Source organism: Mycolicibacter virginiensis, assembly GCF_022374935.2.
Lineage (GTDB): Bacteria > Actinomycetota > Actinomycetes > Mycobacteriales > Mycobacteriaceae > Mycobacterium > Mycobacterium virginiense.
Genome location: NZ_CP092430.2, coordinates 585496 through 608384 on the forward strand (window position 1 = coordinate 585496; position 22889 = coordinate 608384).

Annotated in this window: 22 protein-coding genes; 15 read left to right on the forward strand and 7 right to left on the reverse strand. The window is 67.5% G+C overall.

What is annotated here, in order from left to right:
- Positions 1–4 precede the first annotated feature (4 nt).
- The 3 genes from MJO54_RS02845 to MJO54_RS02855 form a co-directional block, all read right to left on the reverse strand.
- Positions 5–2536, reverse strand: a complete 2532-nt coding sequence (locus MJO54_RS02845) for an FtsX-like permease family protein (protein WP_064889148.1) — start codon at positions 2534–2536, stop codon at positions 5–7.
- Positions 2518–3315 carry an ABC transporter ATP-binding protein gene (locus MJO54_RS02850; protein ID WP_233428654.1) on the reverse strand — a complete coding sequence of 266 codons (798 nt, stop codon included), beginning with the start codon at positions 3313–3315 and terminating at the stop codon, positions 2518–2520. Before MJO54_RS02850 ends, MJO54_RS02845 begins: the two co-directional genes overlap by 19 nt.
- Before the next feature lie 298 nt (positions 3316–3613).
- Positions 3614–4408, reverse strand: a complete 795-nt coding sequence (locus MJO54_RS02855) for a DUF3109 family protein (RefSeq protein ID WP_046286109.1) — start codon at positions 4406–4408, stop codon at positions 3614–3616.
- A 71-nt stretch (positions 4409–4479) separates the two neighbouring features.
- On the opposite strand from MJO54_RS02855, the gene MJO54_RS02860 reads away from it, so the two are divergent.
- The 9 genes from MJO54_RS02860 to MJO54_RS02900 all read left to right on the forward strand — a co-directional run bounded on the left by MJO54_RS02860 (position 4480) and on the right by MJO54_RS02900 (position 12162).
- A complete protein-coding gene (locus MJO54_RS02860) occupies positions 4480–5475 on the forward strand; it encodes a Ppx/GppA family phosphatase (RefSeq protein ID WP_046286110.1) in 996 nt (331 codons plus the stop codon).
- Complete coding sequence (locus MJO54_RS02865) at positions 5472–6491, forward strand: Rv0497 family membrane protein (protein WP_240175623.1); 1020 nt, start codon at positions 5472–5474, stop codon at positions 6489–6491. The genes MJO54_RS02860 and MJO54_RS02865 overlap by 4 nt, the downstream gene beginning before the upstream one ends.
- A 17-nt stretch (positions 6492–6508) precedes the next feature.
- On the forward strand, positions 6509–7351 hold the full coding sequence (locus MJO54_RS02870; RefSeq protein ID WP_046286112.1) for a sugar phosphate isomerase/epimerase family protein: 843 nt from the start codon (positions 6509–6511) through the stop codon (positions 7349–7351).
- Between the two features lie 25 nt (positions 7352–7376).
- Positions 7377–8207 carry a thioesterase family protein gene (locus MJO54_RS02875; protein WP_046286113.1) on the forward strand — a complete coding sequence of 277 codons (831 nt, stop codon included), beginning with the start codon at positions 7377–7379 and terminating at the stop codon, positions 8205–8207.
- Between the two features lie 148 nt (positions 8208–8355).
- A complete protein-coding gene (gene proC, locus MJO54_RS02880) occupies positions 8356–9222 on the forward strand; it encodes a pyrroline-5-carboxylate reductase (RefSeq protein WP_046286114.1) in 867 nt (288 codons plus the stop codon).
- 139 nt (positions 9223–9361) lie between these two features.
- Positions 9362–9571, forward strand: a complete 210-nt coding sequence (locus MJO54_RS02885; protein ID WP_024442553.1) for a helix-turn-helix domain-containing protein — start codon at positions 9362–9364, stop codon at positions 9569–9571.
- A 193-nt stretch (positions 9572–9764) separates the two neighbouring features.
- Positions 9765–9866 (forward strand): 30S ribosomal protein bS22, encoded by a 102-nt coding sequence (locus MJO54_RS02890; RefSeq protein ID WP_003402602.1) that lies wholly within the window; start codon positions 9765–9767, stop codon positions 9864–9866.
- Between the two features lie 147 nt (positions 9867–10013).
- Positions 10014–11129 (forward strand): SDR family oxidoreductase, encoded by a 1116-nt coding sequence (locus MJO54_RS02895; protein WP_046286115.1) that lies wholly within the window; start codon positions 10014–10016, stop codon positions 11127–11129.
- Positions 11130–11133: 4 nt separating this feature from the next.
- Positions 11134–12162, forward strand: coding sequence for a lysophospholipid acyltransferase family protein (locus MJO54_RS02900; RefSeq protein ID WP_046286116.1), 1029 nt, complete (start codon positions 11134–11136; stop codon positions 12160–12162).
- A 130-nt stretch (positions 12163–12292) separates the two neighbouring features.
- Here the strand turns inward: MJO54_RS02900 and MJO54_RS02905 are convergent, their stop codons facing one another.
- The 3 genes from MJO54_RS02905 to MJO54_RS02915 form a co-directional block, all read right to left on the reverse strand.
- The gene (locus tag MJO54_RS02905; protein WP_064889143.1) at positions 12293–12820 is read right to left on the reverse strand and encodes an FAS1-like dehydratase domain-containing protein; all 528 of its coding nucleotides are present in this window, start codon (positions 12818–12820) and stop codon (positions 12293–12295) included.
- A 127-nt stretch (positions 12821–12947) separates the two neighbouring features.
- Entirely contained in the window at positions 12948–13835 is an 888-nt protein-coding gene (locus MJO54_RS02910; protein ID WP_046286118.1) for an HAD family hydrolase, read from the reverse strand.
- A 55-nt stretch (positions 13836–13890) separates the two neighbouring features.
- Positions 13891–14346: a nuclear transport factor 2 family protein gene (locus MJO54_RS02915; protein ID WP_065152651.1), complete on the reverse strand. Its 456-nt coding sequence runs from the start codon at positions 14344–14346 to the stop codon at positions 13891–13893.
- Between the two features lie 197 nt (positions 14347–14543).
- Here MJO54_RS02915 and MJO54_RS02920 point away from each other — a divergent pair, with 197 nt between their 5' ends.
- From MJO54_RS02920 to MJO54_RS02945, 6 genes are all read left to right on the forward strand, one after another.
- Complete coding sequence (locus MJO54_RS02920; RefSeq protein ID WP_064889153.1) at positions 14544–14804, forward strand: glutaredoxin family protein; 261 nt, start codon at positions 14544–14546, stop codon at positions 14802–14804.
- A gap of 190 nt (positions 14805–14994) precedes the next feature.
- Positions 14995–16386: a glutamyl-tRNA reductase gene (locus tag MJO54_RS02925; RefSeq protein WP_046286982.1), complete on the forward strand. Its 1392-nt coding sequence runs from the start codon at positions 14995–14997 to the stop codon at positions 16384–16386.
- Positions 16387–16391: 5 nt separating this feature from the next.
- Complete coding sequence (gene hemC, locus MJO54_RS02930) at positions 16392–17327, forward strand: hydroxymethylbilane synthase (protein ID WP_046286981.1); 936 nt, start codon at positions 16392–16394, stop codon at positions 17325–17327.
- Positions 17328–17370: 43 nt separating this feature from the next.
- Positions 17371–19086 carry a bifunctional uroporphyrinogen-III C-methyltransferase/uroporphyrinogen-III synthase gene (locus MJO54_RS02935; RefSeq protein WP_240175624.1) on the forward strand — a complete coding sequence of 572 codons (1716 nt, stop codon included), beginning with the start codon at positions 17371–17373 and terminating at the stop codon, positions 19084–19086.
- A gap of 25 nt (positions 19087–19111) precedes the next feature.
- Positions 19112–20095, forward strand: a complete 984-nt coding sequence (hemB, locus tag MJO54_RS02940) for a porphobilinogen synthase (protein ID WP_240175625.1) — start codon at positions 19112–19114, stop codon at positions 20093–20095.
- The gene (locus tag MJO54_RS02945) at positions 20092–20532 is read left to right on the forward strand and encodes a hypothetical protein (protein ID WP_046286124.1); all 441 of its coding nucleotides are present in this window, start codon (positions 20092–20094) and stop codon (positions 20530–20532) included. The genes hemB and MJO54_RS02945 overlap by 4 nt, the downstream gene beginning before the upstream one ends.
- Before the next feature lie 5 nt (positions 20533–20537).
- On the opposite strand, the gene MJO54_RS02950 is transcribed toward MJO54_RS02945, so the two are convergent.
- Positions 20538–22889, reverse strand: a complete 2352-nt coding sequence (locus MJO54_RS02950; RefSeq protein WP_275564487.1) for a cellulase family glycosylhydrolase — start codon at positions 22887–22889, stop codon at positions 20538–20540.

The following is a 22889-nucleotide window of genomic DNA, read 5'->3' on the forward strand; positions in this document are numbered from 1 at the left end:
GAGCTCACTCGTCGCGGAGTTCGGTCGCCGGAGTGGACCGAGTGCTCTTCCAGGCGGGAATGATGGCCGCGAAAACCGCGGCGACGGTGGCCAGCACCGCGTAGACCACCGCGTCGGTCCAGGGGAACACCAGCGGGGTGACCAGGCCGACGTTGACGACGGCTGCCCGCCGCACCGCCTCGGAGATGGCGATCGCGAGTACCGCGCCGAACAGTCCGCCGGCGGCTCCGGCGACGACGGCCTCGATGGTGGTGATGCTGAACACGCGCAGCCGGGTGGCACCCAGCGCCTGGATCAGCGCCACCTCGCGCCTACGGCGGATTCCGACCAGCAACAGTGTCGACAGCACCGAGATGAAGGCGATCGCGAGCAGTCCGTACTTCAGGGTGTTCAGCGGCGTGAGGTAGCGGCCGATGGAGGCCGCGATGTCGGCGGCGTAACCGTCGGTGTCCACCGCTGTCAGCGGCTGGTCGAACTGCGCGGCCTTGATGTTCTCGATGACCTGACCGGCGCTGACCCCGGATTCGGGGGTGGCGAAGATCAGGCCGGCGGGCTGAGGACCGTAGATCTGCTCGGCGACCGCGTAGGGCATGTAGATCCGGCGTCCGCCGTATTCGGGCGTGGCCACAATGGTACCGATACTCATCGCCTGCGCGTCGAGTCCACTTCCAAATACAAGAGTGTCACCGATGTGGAGTTTCTTCTCGCGCGCCAGGACGCTGCCGATGACGACCTGATTGGCTTTCTGGCTCGCCTCGGGGGATTGCCCGGCGAGTAATCCGAACGGAAATGTCGGCCGATCCTGCGCCTGAATATGCGCCAACGATCCGTCTTTGAGACTGATCTCGATTTCAGCCATCCGCTCGGTCTTTTCCACTCCGGCCACGGAGTTCAGTTTGTTGACCGTCTGCGGAGCGAATCGGGCATCAATGGGCCCGTAATCGGCGAACTGTGTCGTGGTGATGGCAATGCGGCCGTCCGCCTGCGATTCGGCGACCTTGGTGGCGCCGATATGGATCGCCACCAGGAATCCGGACAGGAGGATCGCGACCACGACGGGCACCGCGATAGCTCCGGAGATGGCCGCGGTACGTGACCGGTCCGAGCGCAGCGCGTTGAGCGCGATGGTGAGCGTGGCCCCGCTCGACTTGTCCGGCCGCGGGCGCAGGCTGGTGATCGCCTGCGCGCTCAAGTACGCCGTGGCCAGCAGGAGACCGATGAGGGCGACCACCGCCCCGGCGTCGGCGATGATGGCCTGCCAGGCCACCAGAGCCCCGGACAGCGTGGCCAGCCGCGCCGCGATCACGCCGCTCAGCCCGATCGCGAGCAGCAGCAGCGCCTTGAACCAGATCTTGCGCTGCGTGGTCTGTTCCTGGGCCGCTCTACCCGAGAGTTCGGCCGCGATGGGAGTGTTGGACGCCGACAGCGCGGGGCCGATCGCCGCACCCACCGCCAGCAAGATGCCGGCCAGCACGCCGACCACCAGGATCGCCGGCTTGAGGATCACCGGGACGGTGACGCCGACAAAGCGTTCGGTCAGCTCACTGGCGCTGGCCACGATCGGTTCGGAGATCACGATGCCGGTCAGCACACCCATCGCCGAGCCCACCGCACCCAACAGCGCAGCCTCGCTGAGGAATCCGGTCATGATCGACGCCGGCGAGGCCCCCAATGCCGACGCGATCGCGATCTCGCGTCGGCGCTCTTCCACCGAGAGGCGGGTGATCTGGGTGATCAGGATGACCCCGACGCCGATCGAGATCAGCGCGAAGATCCCCAGCAGGGGTAGCAGCACGTCGTTGACGTTGTAGCCCTTCGCGGGCTCGCTGCGGGGCTGCACGCTGTAAGTGGGCCCAAGCGTGGTCTTCAACCGCTGCTGGACCTCATCGGCCTTGGCGTCCTTATCCAAGGTCACATACAGCATGTCCACCCGGTCGCCGCGGGCGAACTGCACCTTCGCCATGCTCAGCGGCAGCACCGCCACCAGGCCGTTGTTGACGTCGTCGAGGTCGGCTACCCGCTGGAACTTCTCCACCGACAGCTGCCCGACATCGGTGACAAGGGTCGCCGAGGCGTCCAGGGAGTCGCCCAGGGTCTTCGAGATTGCCGGCGGGGGTTCGGCCTGCCCGGTCTGGCAGACCTTCGGGTCGACGATCCACTGAGCGGAGCAGTCCACGCCCAGGCCCAGTCCGAAGCTTTCCTTGCCGTCGTTGCGGATCATGGTCACCCCGCGGATGACCGGCACCACGGCGGCCACCCCGGGCACGGCCCGGGAGTCTTCGACGACGGCGGGACTGATGCCGCCGCGGGTGGCCGCTCCGACCACGCGCAGCGGGGCGGGCCCGGCGATCTGGTAGCCGACGTCTTCGACGGCCTTGGAGACGCTGGTGACCTCGATCATGACGGCCACGACGACGGCCACACCGCCGCCGAGTGAGAATGCCGCCAGTGCGGCCCGGAATGCGTGTTTACGGACGGCGCGGAAGTTGATTATCCGCAGCAGGCCGAATGTCGCGGCTAATGTTCCGCGAGCCATGTCACATTATTTGCCGCGTGAGCCATTCCGCTGTCGGTCTCAACTTCACCGTCGAGCAATGAAATCAGACGAGGGGCGTCGTCAGCTATTTTCCGGTCGTGGGTCACCAGAACAATTGTCTGGCCGGCTGCATTCAAGTTATACAACGCGTCAATGACCCGTTGGCCATTTACGGTGTCGAGATTGCCGGTCGGCTCGTCGGCGAGAATCACGTCGGGCTTCATGAAAAGCGCCCGGGCAACGGCCACGCGCTGTTGTTCGCCGCCGGACAATTCCGACGGGACGCGCTTGGACTTGGCGGCCAGGCCGACCTGGTCGAGCAGGCTCATCGCATGCGCGTGCTGGGCGCGGCCGGACTTACCCGCCAGCAGGCCCGGGAGCATCACATTCTCGACTACTGAAAGGCCCGCCAGAAGGTTGAAAGCTTGGAAGACGTAGCCGAGTGTCTGACATCGCACAGTGGCCAGCTGCTTGCGGGAGAGCTGCGAGACGCTCTGGCCGTTGATGAGGACGTCACCACTGGTCGGCATGTCCAACAGTCCGAGGATGCTCAGCAGGGTGGACTTACCCGAACCCGATGGGCCGACCATGGCGACGAATTCGCCGCGAGTTATCTGGATATCGATGTTGCGCAAAATCGGCGTGGCAGTATCGCCCTCGCCGAACTGTTTGTTGAGTTTGCGCGCTTCAAGGACCACAGGAGGCCTAAGAACGACCGGCGGCGTGTGTCCGTTCCGGTTGAGCTCCATATCCACGGTATGCATCTCGGTCCTGATCATGAATCTCCGGCGGGCGTCGTAAAATACCGATCATGCCCGCGTTGGGCGCGTTTCTCAATTCAGCACGCACTCCGCGAAGTTGGTGCGCTACGCGGCGCTATGGGCCGATCATACCGGCGTCGGTCGCCTGCCGAAAATCGTTCGGTCGTGACCCCGACCACCGGCGGCCGCCGCGCTACCTGGCCGATCCCGCTGCCAACCGGCGTTCCTGGCAACCTCGCTGCGGCGGGAAAGCGCCAGCTGACCTGCGGCGATTCGAGTCATGAATTTGCGGCCACCCAAGTGCACGATGCTCCGGTCAGGTGCGCCGAGCCGCCCGGGTGGCGGGGTGAATGGCCACCAGGCCGAGTTCGTTACGTCGCTCGCAGATCGCCGCCAGCTCGGCATAGGCCTTGGCTCCGAGCAACTCGGTCAGCTCAGGCGCCAGGCTCTGCCAGACCTGCCGCGCGCCGACGTGTGCCGCCGGGTCGCCGGTGCAGTACCAGTTCAGGTCTTCGCCGCCCGGGCCCCAGCCGCGCCGATCGAATTCGGTGATCGTGGTCTTGAGGATTTCGGTGTCGTCGGGGCGGGTGACCCAGTCCTGGCTGCGCCGGATCGGCAGCTGCCAGCACACCTCGGGCTTCATCGTCAGGGGTTCCACGCCAAGCCGGACAGCCTTGATGTGCAGGGCGCAGCCCGCACCGCCGGCGAATCCCGGCCGGTTCAGGAAGATGCAGGCGCCCTTGACGGTGCGGGTGCGCAGTTGTTGCTCACCGTCGTTCTCGTCGTATTCCAGGTAACCCTTGCGCCCCAGACCTTTGTCGCGCAGCTGCCAGTCTTCGTCGGTGAGTTGGGCGACCGCGTCATCGAGGTTGGCCCGGTCGTCGTCGTCACACAGGAAGGCTCCGTGTGAACAGCACCCGTCGTCGGGCCGGCCCGCCACAATGCCCTTGCAGGCGGCGGTGCCGAAAACACAGGTCCAGCGGGACAGCAGCCACGTGAGGTCGGCGGCGATCAGGTGTTCGGGGTTGTCGGGGTCGTAGAACTCCACCCACTCACGGGGGAAGTCCAGATCGACTTCACCGGGATGGGAGCGGTGCTGCGCGGGGGTCACGAAACTCCACGCTAGACCAGAAATTCACGTTGCCTCACCATGTCCGGGCCTCCCCCCACTAAGTTGGGTGCGTGCGATTAGGGGTGCTCGACGTCGGCAGCAACACCGTCCACCTGTTGGTGGTGGATGCCCACCGTGGTGGCCACCCGACCCCGATGAGCTCGACCAAGGCCACGTTGCGCCTGGCCGAGGCGACTGACAGTTCCGGCAAGATCACCCGGCGCGGAGCCGACAAACTGGTGTCGACGGTGGGCGAATTCGCCACGATCGCAGCGAGTTCGGGCTGCGCGGAGTTAGTGGCGTTCGCCACCTCGGCGGTGCGAGACGCATCCAACTCCGAGGACGTGCTGGCCCGGGTGCGCGCGGAGGCCGGTGTCGAGCTGCAGGTGCTCGCCGGCGAGGACGAATCCCGGCTGACGTTCCTGGCGGTGCGGCGCTGGTTCGGCTGGAGTGCCGGGCGGATCAACAACCTTGACATCGGTGGTGGCTCGCTGGAGATGTCCAGCGGTGTCGATGAGGAGCCGGACGTAGCGCTGTCCCTGCCGTTGGGTGCTGGGCGGCTCACTCGGGAGTGGTTGACCGAAGACCCACCTGGCCGGCGTCGGGTGGCCATGCTGCGGGACTGGCTGGACACCGAGTTGGCAGGTGCCGCTGCGGCCGTGTTGCAGGCCGGGCCGCCCGATCTGGCGGTCGCGAGCTCCAAGACGTTTCGTTCGCTGGCGCGGCTGACCGGGGCGGCGCCGTCGGCCGCCGGCCCGCGCGTCCGGCGCACATTGACCGCCACTGGCCTTAGGCAGCTCATATCATTCATCTCTAGGATGACCACGGCTGATCGGGCCGAATTGGAAGGGGTGAGCGCCGAGCGAGCGCCACAGATCGTGGCGGGTGCTCTGGTGGCGGAAGCGAGCATGCGAGCGCTGTCGATCGAAACGGTGGAGATTTGCCCGTGGGCGCTGCGGGAGGGCTTGATCCTGCGCAGACTCGACAGTGAGGCCGACGGTGTCACCCTGTTCGGATCCCCAGCGGGGGGCATGGCCGCGGCGCGGTCAAAGGGAGGGCATCGATGAGCGGACCCAAGCCGGACCCCCGCGACGTTGAGACGCGACCCATCTCCGTTGCCGAACTGCTCGCCAAGAACGGCAATATCGGTGCCCCGCCGGTCACCGGGCGGCGCCGGCGCCGCCGCGGCAATGCCGACGCCGTCACGGTCGCCGAACTGACCGGCGAGATCCCGATCATCCGCGACGAGGCTCCTCCCGAGGTTGACGCCGCGGCTCCGCCGTCGGCGAGTACCGACAGTGAGCCGAGCGGCGCTCTGCCCATCGGTCCGGCACCCGGCTTCGTCGAGGAGGACCGACCGTCGACCGGGCCACGTCCCGTGCAGCGGGTGGAACCCGCCGAGCGGCCCGCAGCCGAGCCGCGCTGGCCCAAGTCCCCGCCGCAGGCGCCACGTGGCAGTGGACCTGAGCAAAGTGCCTACCCCCGACCGATGCGTCGATCCGACCCCCCGCCCGTGGCAGAGAACGGCCAGCCGGACGAAGCCCTGCCGACCGGCTCGGGTGCCGAACGGATGCGGCCCGATCCGGTTGATACCTATACCGATATCGCTGTCGACGTCATGGAGAGCGACGTTCGCGATGCCGATCTGCCGACCGGGGACTCCGCATTCGTGCGGTCGTTCCTGACCAAGGGGCGCTCCGCCGGACGAGCGGGCGGCTCCGCACTGGTCGCTGACGCCGACGTTGACGGGGACGCCGAGGTTGACGGCGCCGACAGCGCAGAGGCGGCCGCTGAGGCCGAGCCGGCCGACCAGTACGTCGGCCACCCGGGCGTGGTGGGCGGCTTGCTGGTGGTGCTGCAGTCGATCCTGGCGGTGGCGTTCGGCGGCGGCCTGTTCATCGTTTTCGACCAACTGTGGCGGTGGAACAGCATCGTGGCCCTGGTGCTCACGGTCCTGGTCACGCTCGGTCTGGTGGCCGCGGTGCAGGCGGTCCGCAAGACCGTCGACATCGTCAGTACGTTGATCGCGGTCGCGGTCGGTTTGCTGGTTACGTTGGGGCCGCTGGCGTTGCACGCCAATTAGCCGTTCAGTATTACTTCGTGCGCCCTGCCATCAAGGTCGGATTGTCGACCGCGTCGGTCTACCCGCTGCGGGCCGAGGCTGCCTTCGAGTATGCGGCCCGGCTCGGCTACGACGGCATCGAACTGATGGTGTGGGGGGAGTCGGTCAGCCAGGACATCGGCGCCGTCCGGCGGTTGTCGCACAAGTACCGGGTGCCGGTGCTGTCGGTGCACGCACCGTGTCTGTTGATCTCGCAACGGGTGTGGGGCTCCAACCCGATCGCCAAGCTGGAGCGCAGCGTCCGGGCCGCCGAGCAGCTCGAGGCCCAGACCGTGGTGGTGCATCCGCCGTTTCGCTGGCAGCGACGCTATGCCGAGGGCTTCAGCGATCAAGTCGCCGAATTGGAGTCCACCAGTGATGTGGCGGTCGCGGTGGAGAACATGTTCCCGTTCCGCGCCGACCGGTTCTTCGGTGCCGATCAGTCCCGCGAACGGATGCGTCGCCGCGGAGGTGGTCCGGGAGCGGGGATTTCGGCGTTTGCGCCGTCCCACGATCCGCTCGACGGCAACCATGCGCACTACACGTTGGACCTGTCGCACACGGCGACCGCCGGCGCCGACGGGTTGGAGATGGCCCGCCGCATGGGATCGGGGCTGACGCACCTGCACCTGTGTGACGGCACCGGCCTGCCGGCCGATGAGCATCTGGTGCCCGGCCGCGGTGACCAGCCCACCGCCGAGGTATGTCAGCTGCTGGCCTCCAGTGACTTCACCGGTCACGTGGTGCTGGAAGTGACGACCTCGCAGGCGCGCTCGCCGCATGAGCGTGAGGCGCTGCTGACCGAATCGCTGCAGTTCGCCCGGACGCATCTGCTGCGCTGATCGCCGAGATACAAGGAGCCCACGCGTGACCTCATCCACGCTGTTCACCGATGCCATGACCCTGGTGCGCATCGCCGGTCATGACGACAGTGACGACGTCGCGTCGTTCACCGGTGAGCTCAACGAGCACTGGACCATCGGCCCGAAGGTGCACGGTGGCGCGATGCTGGCGTTGTGCGCCAACGCCGCCCGCACTGCCCACGGCGGCGGACTGCAACCGGTCGCGGTGTCGGCCAGCTATCTGTGGGCACCCGATCCCGGCCCGATGCAGCTGGTGACCACGATCCGCAAGCGTGGCCGCCGGGTCAGCCTCGTCGACGTCGAACTCAACCAGGGCGCGCGCACCGCGGTGCGCGCCGCCATCACGCTCAGTGAGCCGGAGCACCAGGCGCCGCCACTGCTGTCGTTCAACCCGGTGGTGCCGCTGATGACGCCGGAGCCTCCGCCCGGCTTGGAACCGATCGGTCCGGGCCACCCGATGGAACACATCGTGCATCTGGCGCACGGCTGCGATATCCGGCCGGCGCTGACCACGCTCGGCCCCCGCTCGGACGGTGGTCCGCCGGTGATCGAGATGTGGGTGCGACCCAAGGATGCCGCGCCCGACGTGCTCTTCGCGCTGCTGTGCGGCGATGTGTCGGCTCCGGTGACTTTCGCCGTCAACCGCAACGGCTGGGCGCCCACCGTGCAGCTCACCGCCTACCTGCGGGCCATCCCGGCCGACGGCTGGCTGCGCGTGATCTGCAGCTGCGTGCAGATCGGCCAGGACTGGTTCGACGAGGACCACACCGTGGTCGACTGCGAGGGCCGCATCGTGGTGCAGACCCGCCAGCTAGCGATGGTGCCGGCGCGGTAGCGCGCTTGCGATCGCCCTGGGCTGATGCGGGCGACCCGCTGCGCCCGGCTCCGCCGCGCTTGCGATCGCCCTGGTCTTATTTGCCGGGCGACCCGCCTGTGGACTGGGCTTCACCGCGCTGGCAGGCCGGGTCTGAAATGCTGTCGCCATGACCAGAATCGCGATCATCGGTGGCGGCAACATGGGCGAAGCGTTGCTGGCAGGGCTGCTGGCTGCGGGCCGCCCGGTCAAGGACCTGGTGGTCGCCGAGCGGTACGGCGAGCGGGCCCGGCAGCTGTCGGAGAAGTACTCGGTCCTGGTGACCTCGGTCGCCGATGCCATCGAGAACGCCTCCGTCGTGATCGTCGCGGTGAAGCCACAGGATGTGGACGCCGTGGTCGAGGAGTTCGCGAAAAGCGTTACCGCCGCCTCCGGGGACAACGCCGAGCAGGTGCTGGTCACGATCGTCGCCGGTCTCACCACCGGGTACGTGGAGTCCAAGCTCCCGGCCGGAGCTGCGGTGGTGCGCGTCATGCCCAATACCCCGGTCAAGGTCGGCGCCGGCGCCAGCGCGCTGGCAAAGGGCCGGTTCGCGAGCAGCGAGCAGGTCAGCGAGGTCGCTGCGCTGTTCGAGTGCGTCGGGACGGTGGCGATCGTCCCGGAAGAGCAGATGGACGCCGTCACCGCGGTGTCGGGATCCGGGCCGGCCTACTTCTTCTTGGTGGTCGAGGCACTGGTGGATGCGGGGGTGGCGGCCGGGTTGAGCCGGCAGGCGGCCACCGACTTGGCGGTGCAGACGATGGCCGGTTCGGCGCAGATGCTGCTGGAGGAGCGCGGCGAGAGCGAGGGGGCGGGAGCGGCCAACGGGGTTCTCGATACCGCCCCGACCCACCTGAGAGCGATGGTGACTTCGCCTGGGGGGACCACCGCGGCCGCACTGCGTGAATTGGAGGCCGGTGGCCTGCGGACCTCGATCGATCGGGCGGTGCAGGCCGCAAAAACACGCTCTGAGCAGCTAAGAATTACATCGGAGTAATTCACTTATTTTTCACATATTGGCTCTCACTAGTCGCAGGAACCCCATCCGTCCCGCTATTCTCCTCTATGTCTGTGCGTGTGGGCGCAGCGGAGGGGAAGCCGCTGAGACTGCACGTGCCTGATTGAAATGGGTAACGATGACGTCTGCGAACGGGCCTTCGGCGCGTGACACGACACAATTTCTCACCGTGGCTGAGGTGGCTGCGTTGATGCGGGTCAGCAAGATGACGGTGTACCGCCTGGTGCACAACGGCGAGCTGCCCGCGGTACGGGTGGGACGGTCCTTCCGGGTGCACGCCAAGGCGGTGCACGACCTGCTGGAGACCTCCTTCTTCGACGCGGGCTAGAGAGCCGGTCGACAGGTAAGCGCCCCCCGGGCGTCGCCGCACGGCGACGCCCGGGGTCGGCTGTCTTGGTGGCCTTGTGGTCGGGGCCAGGTGCGGTTTTCCGGTCCGTGCCTGCCTACGGGTAAAGTAACCGGGTCGATCAAGTTCAGCAGCGCCCATTCGGCGGCGCGGGCAGAAGCAGATAGCGGAGTTCATGGGTTCAGTCATCAAGAAGCGGCGCAAGCGCATGTCGAAGAAGAAGCACCGCAAGCTGCTTCGCCGTACCCGCGTGCAGCGCAGAAAACTCGGTAAGTAACTCCGCCCGGGTCTGTCCAGGCCCCCCGAGCCGTGGCGGGCGTGAAGTCGCCTTCACGCCCGCGCACCGGGTGTGACGTTGGCTTCACGCTCGACAACGGACCTATCGCCGGTATTGCTTTTCCGGCGTGGCCGTTAGGCTGACGGGGTGGACGAGGCCGGACCCCCGAGTGACGGCACGCGAAGTGACTCCCGGCATTACCCCAAGGTTGTGTTGGTCACCGGTGCGTGCCGGTTCCTGGGTGGATTCCTCACCGCAAGGCTCACGCAGAACCCGTTGATCAACCGGGTGATCGCGGTGGATGCGGTCATGCCGAGCAAGGACATGCTGCGCCGAATGGGGCGCGCCGAGTTTGTCCGTGCCGACATCCGTAACCCCTTTATCGCCAAGGTGATTCGAAACAGCGAAGTCGACACCGTCGTGCACGCGGCGGCGGCGTCGTACGTGCCGAGGTCTGGTGGTGGGGCGGCGCTCAAAGAGTTCAACGTGATGGGCGCGATGCAGTTGTTCGCCGCCTGTCAGAAGGCACCTTCGGTGCGGCGCGTGGTGCTCAAGTCGACCTCGGAGGTCTACGGGTCGTGCTCGCGCGACCCGGTGTTGTTCTCCGAGGACAGCACGAGTCGCCGTCCTCCGACGCAGGGGTTCCCTCGCGACAGCGTCGACATCGAGGGCTATGCCCGCGGGCTGGGCCGGCGTCGGCCCGACATCGCGGTCACCATCCTGCGGATGGCCAACATGATCGGCCCGGCCATGGACACCGCCCTGTCGCGCTACCTCGCCGGCCCGCTGGTCCCGATGGTGCTGGGCCGAGACGCGCGCCTGCAGCTGCTGCACGAGCAGGACGCGCTGGGCGCCTTGGAACGGGCCACCATGGCCGGCAAGGCCGGCACCTTCAACGTCGGTGCCGACGGGATCATCATGATGTCGCAGGCGATTCGCAGGTCAGGGCGTGTTCCGATGCCACTGCCCGGGGTCGGGCTGTGGGTCATGGATTCGTTGCGACGGGCCAACAATTACACCGAGATCAACCGGGAACAGCTGGATTATTTGAGCTTTGGCCGGGTGATGGACACGACTAGAATGCGAACCGAACTCGGGTACAGCGCCAAGTGGACCACCGCCGAGGCTTTTGATGACTACGTGCGGGGTCGGGGGCTGAACCCGATCGTCGATCCCAAGTGGGTCCGTTCGGTGGAGCGGCGAACAGTGAGCGCAGCGCAGCGCATGGGGGATATCAGCTTTACCAGGGTGCGGGGAGGTTAGCGCTATGGCTAATGATTCGAAGGCGAAAGTCATTCCGCTGCACAAGCATTCAAGTTCACTGCGCAGGCATCCGTCGGCGCTGGCGGGTCCAGCCGAACAGGCTTCGGCTAAGCAGGTCGCCGCGGTCGTCCGTGAACTCGGCGATCGTCGCGGCACCGCGGGGACCACCGGTGCCGCCGCGCCCACCCCGAGCGAATTCGCCCGCCGGGTGAGCGCGGTCGCCGCGTTCCTGCGAGAGCGGATCACCGGGGACTACCAGGTCGACGAATTCGGTTTCGACCCGCACTTCAACGAAGCCGTGGTGCTGCCGTTGCTGCGGGTGTTCTTCAACGACTGGTTCCGCGTCGAGGTCAGCGGCATCGAGAACCTTCCGCTCGATGGGCCGGCGCTGGTGGTGGCCAACCACGCCGGAGTGTTACCGATGGACGCGCTGATGCTCTCGGTGGCGGTGCGTGATCATCACCCCGAACAGCGGAACCTGCGGATGCTCGCCGCCGACCTGGTATTCGACCTGCCGGTGATCGGCCCGACCGCCCGCAAGGCGGGCCACACCATGGCGTGCACCGCCGACGCCAACCGGTTGCTGGAGGCCGGCGAGCTGACCGCGGTCTTCCCGGAGGGCTACAAGGGCCTGGGCAAGCGGTTCAAGGACCGCTACAAGCTGCAGCGGTTCGGTCGCGGCGGCTTCGTGTCGGCGGCACTGCGCACCCAGGCGCCAATCGTGCCCTGCTCGATCGTCGGCTCCGAGGAGATCTACCCGATGATCGCCGACGTCAAGCTGTTGGCCCGACTGCTCGGTGTGCCGTACTTTCCGATCACGCCGCTGTTTCCGCTGGCCGGTCCGGCGGGGCTGGTGCCGATGCCGTCGAAGTGGCACATCGCCTTTGGCGAACCGATTGAGACCACCGACTACGAGCCGGGTGCCGCCGACGACCCGATGGTCACCTTCGAGCTGACCGATCAGGTGCGCGAGACCATTCAGCAGACGCTGTACCGGCTGCTCGCCGGTCGCCGAAACATGTTCTTCGGCTGAGCTCCACGGCTCTGCTGCCTCACCAGCACCGATAGGCGCTGCCGCTCTTTGAGATTGCCGAGATTGCCGTCAGGGCTGTGCATGTCGCCGCGTCCACGACCCTGGACGCAATCTCAACGAGCTTGGACGTCTACTTCTTGCCCAGCGCCCGATCGCGCATCGCCTCGAGGGCGGCGATGGTCTTGGCCTCGGTGTCGGCGTCCTGGTTGACCGACTCGCCGAGCATGGTGACCACACTGGTCACCACCGGCTCGCCGTTCTCGTCGGTGACCTCGCTGCGGACCTCGCTGACCACCGTGCCGTGCGACTCGATCACCGAGTCCAGGTAGGTGTCGAAGAACAGCTTGTCGCCGGCCACGATCGGCCGGTGGAAGGTGAATTTCTGGTCGCGGTGCAGCACCCGGGCGATGTTGATCGGGAGGTCGAACTTGTCGAAGATCTCCAGCTGCACCTGGCGCCCGGCAACCGCCAAGAACGTCAGCGATGCCACCAGCCCCGGATGCCCGGCTTCGGCGGCAGCGGCCTCGTCGAAATGGGCGGGGTGGTCATCTTTGACGGAGCGGGCGAACTCCCGGATCTTCTCCCGGCCGACCTCGAAATAGTCCGGGAACCGGTAGTGGGCTCCGATCATCCGCTGCGACTCGGTGTGTACTGCCATGCCGGTTTACCCCTCCGCTCGCCGTGGTGCTCGGCGGCGGAAGCCTATCAGCGAGCAGGTCACGTGCGCTCGTTCCGGTGCGCCACGGTGCTTGATGCGGTCGACCGGCCCTCGCGCGCTTCGCAAGCTACCCACGCTCGTTCCGGTGCGCCACGGCTGCCGCCAGGGCCCCGCCGACAGCCCCCAGCGCCAGCGCCGACGGCACGCCGATCCGCGCCGCCCGCCGTGCGGTACGGAAGTCGCGGATCTCCCATCCCCGCTTGCGTGCCGTCTCCCGCAACGCGGCGTCGGGGTTGATCGCCACCGCCGTGCCGACCAGCGAAAGCATCGGCACGTCGTTGAAGCTGTCGGAGTAGGCCGTGCAACGCCGCAAGTTCAGCCCTTCCCGGATCGCCAATGACCGCACCGCGTGGGCTTTGCCGGGCCCGTGCAGGATCTCGCCGACCAGTCGGCCGGTGAACACCCCGTCGACCGACTCCGCGACGGTGCCCAGCGCGCCGGTCAATCCGAGCCGACGAGCGATGGTCTCGGCCAGCTCGTAGGGGGTCGCGGTGACCAGCCACACCTGCTGCCCGGCGTCGAGGTGCATCTGGGCCAACTCGCGGGTGCCGGGCCAGATCTTGTCGGCGATGATCTCGTCGTAGATCTCCTCGCCCAGATCGACCAGCTCGGACACCGGCCGGCCTTCGATGAACGCGAGCGCTTTGCGTCGACCGGCCGCGACGTCGTCGCTGTTCTCCTTGCCGGTGAGCTGAAACTTGGCTTGCGCGTAGACGAAGCCGATGACATCGCGGTAGGTGAAGTAGTTGCGGGCGGCCAGTCCACGGCCGAAGTGCACCATCGAGGAGCCCTGGACCAGGGTGTTGTCGACGTCGAAGAATGCGGCGGCGGTCAGGTCGACCGGTGCGGGCGTCTCGGACTCGGCCACATCGGCGAGCGCCCGCTCTGCGTTGGCGTCGGTCAGCGATGCCACCTCGGCCGCGGCTGCCCGGTCGGCCGGGCCCGGTGATGCCATCACCGACTCCTTCCGCGTCTGGGCTGTAGGGCCGGTGCTCCGGCCGTCATCAACCCTATCCGGCTGCACCGCCGATGACCCCCAGGTGATCGCGTAGATCACCTTTGAGGTCGAACATCGAGTAGTCGCGGAAACTGAACCGCCAGACGTCGTCGATCCGCTCGAACTCATCGTGATAGCGCCCCGCGGCGATCACCTGCAGTGCCACCGCCTCGGTCTGCTGCAGCACCGTGTAATAGGACCGGCAGGATGCGGTCCCGGCGACCTCGTCGATGTCGAGGATCGGGTTGGTGATCACGTGCTTGGTGCGCGGCGTGCCATCGGCGTGAAGGGTGACCAGCCCGCGCCACAGCTGCAGGATCCCGGCGCTGTCCAGGATGACGGTGCCTTCGGGGTCGGCTTTGATCCGGGCGTGGGCGAACAGTGCCGCAGCGCCGTCGAGGTCACCGGAGTCCATCAACTCCGCATAGCGATACAGCAGGTTGGTGATCGACACCGCGCTGGGGTTCATGGCTTGCTCTGTCCGCCGGGGTGAGGGAGATGCGGCTTATGGCCGGTCACACCGTAATTCAATTCAGCTGGAGACGCCGCGACAATCCAGAGAACCCGGTGGTTCAGCGAGGCTCGACGAAGGAGAGGCGAAGCTGGAACCGCCGCATGGACCCGGTGGCCTCGGCCGGCCGGCGACAGCCCTGCAACACTGGAACCATGACCCGCCACCAGGTACAGCTGCTCACCCGCGAGGGCTGCCCGGTCTGCGTGCAGGTGCACGACCAGCTGACCCAGCTAGCGGCCGAACTCGCGTTCGACCTGCAGGCAGTCGATGTCGACGCTGCCGCGGCGGCTGGGGACACGGGCCTGCGAGCTGAATTCGGCGACCGGTTGCCGGTGGTGCTGCTCGACGGACGCGAGCACAGTTACTGGGAAGTCGACGAGGCCCGCCTACGTGCGGATCTAGCGAGTTCATGAGGCGGTTCCAGCTTCGTCTCTCCTCCGTCGAGCCTCGCTGAACCGCTCGCTCATACGGCGGTTCCAGCTTCGTCTCTCCTCCGTCGAGCCTCGCTGAACCGCCGAATTTGGTAGGCCAGCGCTTTAGCCTCTACCGTGGAGAGAAGTTTCTTCACGGGTGACAGCAAGGAGCGGACCAGGTGATATTGCCGTGAGCGTCCTGCTCTTCGGGGTCTCGCACCGCAGCGCCCCCGTCTCCGTACTCGAGCAGCTCAGCACCGCTGAATCCGATCAGATAAAGATCGTCGAGCAGGTGCTGCAATCGCCGCTCGTCACCGAGGCGATGATCCTGTCGACCTGCAACCGGGTTGAGATCTACGCCGTCGTCGACGCCTTCCACGCCGGATTGTCGGCGATCGGACAGGTGCTCTCCGAACACTCCGGCATGTCGATGGCCGACCTGACCAAATACGCCTACGTCCGCTACAGCGAGGCCGCCGTCGAGCACCTGTTCTCGGTGGCCAGTGGCCTGGACTCCGCGGTGGTGGGCGAACAGCAGGTGCTGGGCCAGGTACGGCGCTCCTACGCCTCCGCCGAGGCCAACAGCAGTGTCGGCCGCGTGCTGCACGAACTGGCGCAGCGCGCGCTGGCGGTGGGCAAGCGAGTGCACTCGGAGACCGGAATCGACGCCGCCGGCGCGTCGGTGGTCTCGGTGGCCCTGGGTATCGCGGCCAAGCAGTTGGGCTCTGAGTTTGGCAATGACGCGCTGCAGGGACGGACCGCAGTGGTGATCGGCGCCGGGTCGATGGGCGCGCTGTCCGCGGCACATCTGGTGCGCGCGGGTGTCCAACACATCCACGTCATCAACCGTTCGCTGCCGCGCGCTCAACGGTTGGCCCGCAAGATCCGAGAGAGCGGTGTCACGGCCGACGCGGTCGCCCTGGACCGGATGGCTGCCAGCCTGACCAGCGCTGACATCGTGGTGTCCTCCACCGGAGCTGTCAGCCCCGTCGTCTCACTGGCCGACGTGCACCACGCGCTGGCCGGGGGAACCCGCGACGAGGCGACCCAACCGCTGGTGATCTGCGATTTGGGCATGCCGCGCGACGTCGACGCTGCTGTCGCCGGCCTGCCCGGGGTGCGGGTCATCGACATGGAACGGATCCAGCGCGAGCCCTCGGCGCAGGTCGCCACCTCCGACACCGAGGCCGCGCGCAACATCGTGGCCCGCGAGGTCGCCACCTATCTGGCCGGCCAGCGGATGGCCGAGGTCACTCCGACCGTGACCGCGCTGCGTCAGCGCGCCGCCGACGTGGTCACCGCCGAATTGCTGCGGCTGGATCACCGGCTGCCGGACCTGGAGGCCGCCCAGCGCGAGGAGGTGGCGCGCACCGTGCGCCGCGTCGTCGACAAGCTGCTGCATGCCCCCACGGTGCGGGTCAAACAGCTGGCCAGCTCGCCCGGCGGCGACAGCTACGCCGAGGCGTTACGCGAGCTGTTCGAGCTCGATCCGACCGCCGTGGACGCCGTCGCGACCGCCGGTGAACTGCCAGTAGTGCCGGGAGGACTTGATGTCAGCGCCGAAACCGGGTCGGCCGGGTAGACGTTTTGGGTGAAGTAATCCGCATCGGTACCCGGGGTAGCTTGTTGGCCACCACCCAGGCCGGGACCATTCGCGATGCTTTGGTGGCTGCTGGACACCCCGCTGAACTGGTCGTGATCAGCACCGCCGGGGATGTCACGTCCGGTCCTATCGCCGACATCGGTGTCGGGGTGTTCACTGCTGCGCTACGGGAGGCCATTCTCGACGGCCGCGTCGATGCTGCCGTGCACTCACACAAGGACCTGCCAACCGCTGCCGACTCCCGGTTCCTGCTCGCCGCAAATCCGCCTCGTGAGGACGCTCGGGACGCGCTGGTGGCCCGTGACGGATTGGTGCTGGGGGAGTTGCCAGCGGGTGCTGTGGTGGGCACATCGTCGCCGCGAAGGGCGGCACAGCTTAGAGCACTGGGTCTCGGTTTGGAAATTCGCCCCCTACGAGGCAACCTAGATAGCAGGTTGAACAGGGTAAGCAGCGGCGAACTCGACGCCATCGTGGTAGCCCGGGCGGGTCTGGCCCGGCTGGGACGCCTCGACGCGGTCACCGAGACGTTGGAACCGGTACAGATGTTGCCGGCTCCGGCCCAAGGGGCACTGGCAGTGGAGTGCCGCGCCGGTGATACGGCACTGGCGGAGCTGCTGGCGGAGTTGGACGACGCCGACACCCGCCTGGCGGTTACCGCCGAGCGGACCCTGCTCGCCGAACTGGAGGCGGGTTGTTCCGCACCGGTGGGAGCGATCGCTGAAGTGGTCGAGTCCATCGATGAGGACGGCCGGGTCTTCGAGGAGCTGTCGCTGCGCGCTTGCGTAGCGGCGCTGGACGGATCCGACGTGATCCGCGCGTCCGGCATCGGCAGTCCGGACCGAGCCCGGGAACTGGGCGTGTCGGTCGCGGCGGAACTGTTCGAGTTGGGTGCGCGCGAGCTGATGGCGGACGCACGGTGAAGACGTGCGTCGGAAGTGAGTGAGAAGTGACGGGGAGTACGGAATGTCTCGCCAGGTGAGCGTGCGAGGGCAGAAGCCCAAGCCGGGCCGCATTGTTTTCGTCGGCTCGGGTCCCGGCGACCCGGGTCTGCTGACGACGAGGGCACGGACGGCGCTGACGAATGCGGCGCTGGTGTTTATCGACCCGGATGTGCCCGAGGCGGTGCTGGCGCTGGTCGGCACCGATCTGCCTCCGATCGCCGGTCCGATGCCGCCGTCCCCCAAGGCGGACAAGGCCAGTGACGACGCGGCCGACGGCGCCGACGGCGACGACGACACTGCCGACGAGGCAGCTGCGACCGTTCCGGGCGGCCCCGACATCCGTCCGGCGCTGGGTGAGCCGGCCGAGGTAGCCAAGGTCCTGGCCGCCGAGGCGCGCTCGGGCACCGACGTGGTGCGGCTGGTCGCCGGTGACCCGCTGTCGATCGACGCGGTCATCACCGAGGTAAACGCGGTGGCCCGCACCAACGTTGCTTTCGAGATCGTGCCGGGACTGCCCGCCACCAGTGCGGTGCCCACCTACGCCGGTCTGCCGCTCGGTTCGTCGCACACGGTGGCAGACGTCCGCGACCCGAACGTGGATTGGGGCGCGCTGGCTGCCGCGCCGGGGCCGCTGATCTTGCAGGCCACTACCTCGCACTTGCCGGAGGCGGCCCGCACCCTCATCGAGTACGGCTTGTCGGACGGCACCCCGTGTGTGGTCACCACCTCGGGGACCACCTGCGCGCAGCGTTCGATCGAGTCCAGCCTGGGCGGCCTGACGGAGGCGTCGGCGCTGGCGAGTATCGACCCGGTCATCCTGCCCAACGGCCAGGAGACTTCGGCCGGACCGCTGGTGGTGACCATTGGCAAGACGGTGAGCAACCGGGCCAAGCTGAACTGGTGGGAGAGCCGCGCACTGTACGGCTGGACGGTTCTGGTGCCGCGCACCAAGGACCAGGCCGGGGAGATGAGCGACCGGCTGATCGGGCACGGCGCCTCGCCGATTGAGGTTCCGACCATCGCCGTCGAGCCGCCGCGCAGCCCGGCCCAGATGGAAAGGGCCGTCAAGGGTTTGGTGGACGGCCGCTACCAGTGGGTGGTGTTCACCTCGACCAATGCGGTGCGCGCCGTGTGGGAGAAGTTCGCCGAGTTCGGTCTGGACGCGCGTGCGTTCTCCGGCGTGAAGATCGCCTGCGTCGGTGAGGCCACCGCAGAGCGTGTCCGGGCGTTCGGGATCAGCCCCGAGCTGGTGCCGTCGGGTGAGCAGTCCTCGCTGGGCCTGCTGGACGAATTCCCGCCCTACGACGATGTTTTCGACCCGGTGAACCGAGTGCTGCTGCCGCGTGCGGACATCGCCACCGAGACGCTGGCCGAAGGGCTGCGCGAGCGGGGCTGGGAGATCGAGGACGTCACCGCCTACCGCACCGTGCGGGCCGCTCCGCCGCCGGCGACCATCCGCGAGATGATCAAGACCGGCGGGTTCGACGCGGTGTGCTTCACCTCGAGCTCGACGGTGCGCAACCTCGTCGGCATCGCCGGCAAGCCGCACGCCCGGACCCTGGTGGCCTGCATCGGACCCAAGACCGCCGAGACGGCAGCCGAATTCGGTCTGCGGGTGGACGTGCAGCCGGAGACCGCAGCGGTGGGTCCGCTGGTCGACGCGCTGGCCGAGCACGCTGCGCGACTGCGGGCCGAGGGTGCGTTGCCGCCGCCGCGTAAGAAGAGCCGCAGGCGCTAACGGTGACGGCGAGCGCGGTGGCCCGATGACTGCATTTCCTCGCCAACGTCCACGACGGCTGCGTTCCACTCCGGCGCTGCGCCGGCTGGTGGCTCAAACCTCGCTGGAACCAAGGCATCTGGTGTTGCCGATGTTCGTCGCCGACGGCATCGACGAGCCTAGGCAGATCCCTTCGATGCCCGGGGTGTATCAGCACACGCGTGATTCGCTGCGCGCCGCGGCCGCCGATGCGGTGGCGGCCGGCGTCGGCGGGCTGATGTTGTTCGGGGTTCCGACACAGGCGGACAAGGACAGCACAGGATCGGTTGGCGCTGCTCCCGACGGCGTGCTCAACACCGCGCTGCGTGATCTCGCTGCCGACCTCGGTGATTCCACCGTGCTGATGGCCGACACCTGCCTGGACGAGTTCACCGATCACGGCCACTGCGGGGTGCTCGACGAGCGGGGCCGGGTCGATAACGACGCCACCGTGAAGTGCTACGTGGAACTGGCTGTTGCCCAAGCGGATGCGGGAGCTCACGTGGTGAGCCCGAGCGGCATGATGGACGGCCAGGTGGCCGCGATCCGCGACGGGCTGGATGCCGCCGGGCACAGTGACGTGGTGATCCTGGCCTATGCGGCCAAGTTCGCATCGGCGTTCTACGGCCCGTTCCGTGACGCGGTTGCCTCGACCCTGGCCGGGGACCGTCGCACCTATCAGCAGGAACCCGGCAACGCCCGCGAAGCGCTGCGTGAGGTTGCCCTTGACCTCGCGGAGGGCGCCGACATCGTCATGGTCAAACCTGCGATGGGCTACCTGGACGTCGTGGCGGCGGTGGCCGGGCTCTCCCAGGTTCCGGTTGCTGCCTACCAGGTCTCTGGCGAGTACGCGATGATCGCGGCGGCGGCTGCCAACGGCTGGATCGACGGACGGTCCGCGGCATTGGAGTCCCTGATCGGGATCCGGCGGGCCGGCGCCGACATCGTGTTGAGTTACTGGGCGGCCGAAGCGGCCGGTTGGCTGGCGTGACGGCTCCCCCCGATGGGCCGCAGCCCCCGGGCAAGGCTCTTCCCGACCGTCCCGCGGACGTCGACACCGCGTTCTGGCTGTGGCTGGCAGCCCTGCCCTTGATGACGTGCGGATATGTGGTGAACCTGCTGACGGCCCCGGAGACTCCCGCGACCGCGATCACCTACCCGATCGCCGCGCTGACGGCGATCGTAGTGGTCGTGGTGGTGGCAACGTTTCTGATGCTGATGCGCTCCGGGTATCGCTGGGCACGCACCGTATTGACCGGCGGCGGGATCGCCGCGGTGGTCAATGCGGTCAGCGCGCTGTGGCACGCCGATGCCAGGCCGGCGGTCGCGATGGTCGTGGCGGTCACCGGCATTGTCGGTTCGGTGCTGATCGCCGCGGGCACCGTTCTGCTGCACCGATCCGAGGCGCACTCCTACTTCGTCCGATAGCCGGTTTAGCTGGCCGTCACAGTGACGGTGACGCTGGTGGCGCCGCTGTCCGAGGCGATGATCAGCACCGGCGCACCAGGTGCCGAGACGACGTGTCCGCCAATGACACTGACCTGATAACCGTCGGGGTAGACGATGTTCGGCACCGAGATCTCGGTCTGGGTCCCGGCGGCGAAGTGTCCTGCACCGCTGGCCATCTCGGTGGAGTAGCTGAATTCGAAAGTGCCGTTCGTGAACGACCAGGAGTCCGGGGTACCGCCCACCGCAAGCGGATACGGCTCGGACAGTTGCGTCAGCAGGTCCATGTTGATGTTCTCTTCGGTCATCGGCTGGTTCAGGTCCCAGTACCGGAGCATGGTGTAGTCCCAGAACATCCAGTTGTAGCCGTAGCTGTTGGCCGCGTTGAGGGTGTCGGCGATCGAGCCGGCGTGGGTGGTTCCGCCGTACTCGGTGATCGCCACCGGTAGGTCGTACTTCGATGCGTAGTCGTCGGCGTTGCCGTGGACGATCGTCTCCCACAGTGAGCAGCCGAAATTGCTGTCCATGAAAGCCGTTGTGGTGCAGTAGTCGTGGAATGCGAAGACGACGCGCGAATCGTCCACCTCGCCCAGGTAGGTCGGGATGGGGAGATTGCCGGAAAGGACGCTCGGTTCGATGTACAGCGGTGTGGCCGGATCGACGGAGCGAACCGCCGAAGCGAGCAGGTTGTAGAACGGGGTCAGCTGCTGGCCTTCGAAGAACGAGCCGCCGAAGATGGTCGACAGCCATGTTGAGCCCGGCCACGGCTCGTTCATCAGCTCGTAGCCGATCACGTTGGGGTCGTCTTTGAAGTAGTTCGCCACGACTTGCCACATCAGCGCGTAGTGGTTCTGCAGCCCGACGCCGTCTGGCCCGTCGGCGTTGTTCCAGAACGCATCCCAGGCGTAGTTCTCCGCGGGGCTCATGACGTAGCGGAATGGGAACGGGGTGTGGGGGTTGGGCAGGCCGCCGTCCTGCGCCGCCCATGCCGGTGCGCCGTCGCCCCAGAAGGTGGTGCCGTAGTTGTCCTGGTGCATGTCCAGGACGACGCGGATGCCGTGGTTGGACAGGGTCTGTGCGGTCTGGTTGATCAGGTCCAGATATTCGTAGTCGTAGACGCCGGGTTCAGGTTCGACTCCGGCCCAGAGGATGCCGAGCCGCACCACGTTGAAACCGTTGGCGGCCAGCAGCGCGGCGTCGGCGTCGCCGAACCCTTCGGCGGCGGGGTAGAACGGCGGGTCTTTCACTACCTCGCCGAATCCGTGCAGGACCACGACTCGTCCGTCGTTGTCGGCCAGCCAGCTGCCGGCGGTGGTGATGTCGGAGAGGCCACCGCCCGGGGCGCCGTCGAGCGTGCCGAAGTGGCCGTGGTCGCCGTGGGCGCCGAGTAGGCCTCCGCCGCCGCCGGCTCCGCCGAGGGCGGGTAGATCGCGTGGTCCGCCGTAGACGCCATCGCCGGCGTCGCCGCCGTGGCCGCCGCTGCTGAACAGCCCGACAGCACTACCGCCGTCACCGCCGTGACCGCCGTCGACGCTGGACCCACCGGCAGCGCCGTCGCCGCCATGGCCGCCATTGCCGCCGAGGCCGAAGAGCCAGCCCGTCGCGTCGCCGCCTGCGCCGCCGGACCCGCCGGCGCCCCCGTTGTAGCCGAGGTCGCCGTCACCGCCGTCGCCGCCGACACCACCGATGCCCATCACCACGCCACCCGCGCCACCGGCACCACCGGAAGCACCGAGGCCGCCGTGGCCGCCGTCCCCGCCGATGCCGAACAGTCCGCCGTGTCCGCCGCTACCGCCGGGCGTGTGGTCGACGGTGCTGTCCCAGCCCTTGCCGCCGTCGCCGAACAGCCAACCACCGTCGGTGCCGTTGACGTGCAAGTAGTCCCCATCGACGCCGTCGCCGATCAGCGCGCGTCCGGTCAGGTCGATGAACGGCTGGTTGATGAAATTGTTGATCAGTTGGCCAAGGTCGCTGTGGATCCAGGCTTCGATGCCGTCGTGGATCGGCATGTAGAAGTACTGCTCCAGCCAACCGGTCAGGTCCGCCGGATCGTATGCGGCCGGTCCGGCAGCTGCACCCGGGATGCCGAGTTCACCGAAGATGGTGTTCCAGTGCGCGGGGGCGAAGAAGGTGTCCCAGGCGGTGGGGGAGAACACCGCATCCCAGTCGAGATCGTTGGTGGTGGCGTCCAGGAAGGGTGCGATGGCTGCTTCGATCGCGTCGTCGAAGTCGGCCTGGGCTGCCGGCGCGACAGCCAGTGGCGCCAGTCCGAAGGTCAGGAAAGCGCCTGTGGCAGTGGCAAATCCGACGGTCTTTCGGATGCGAATGCGGTCCGTCAT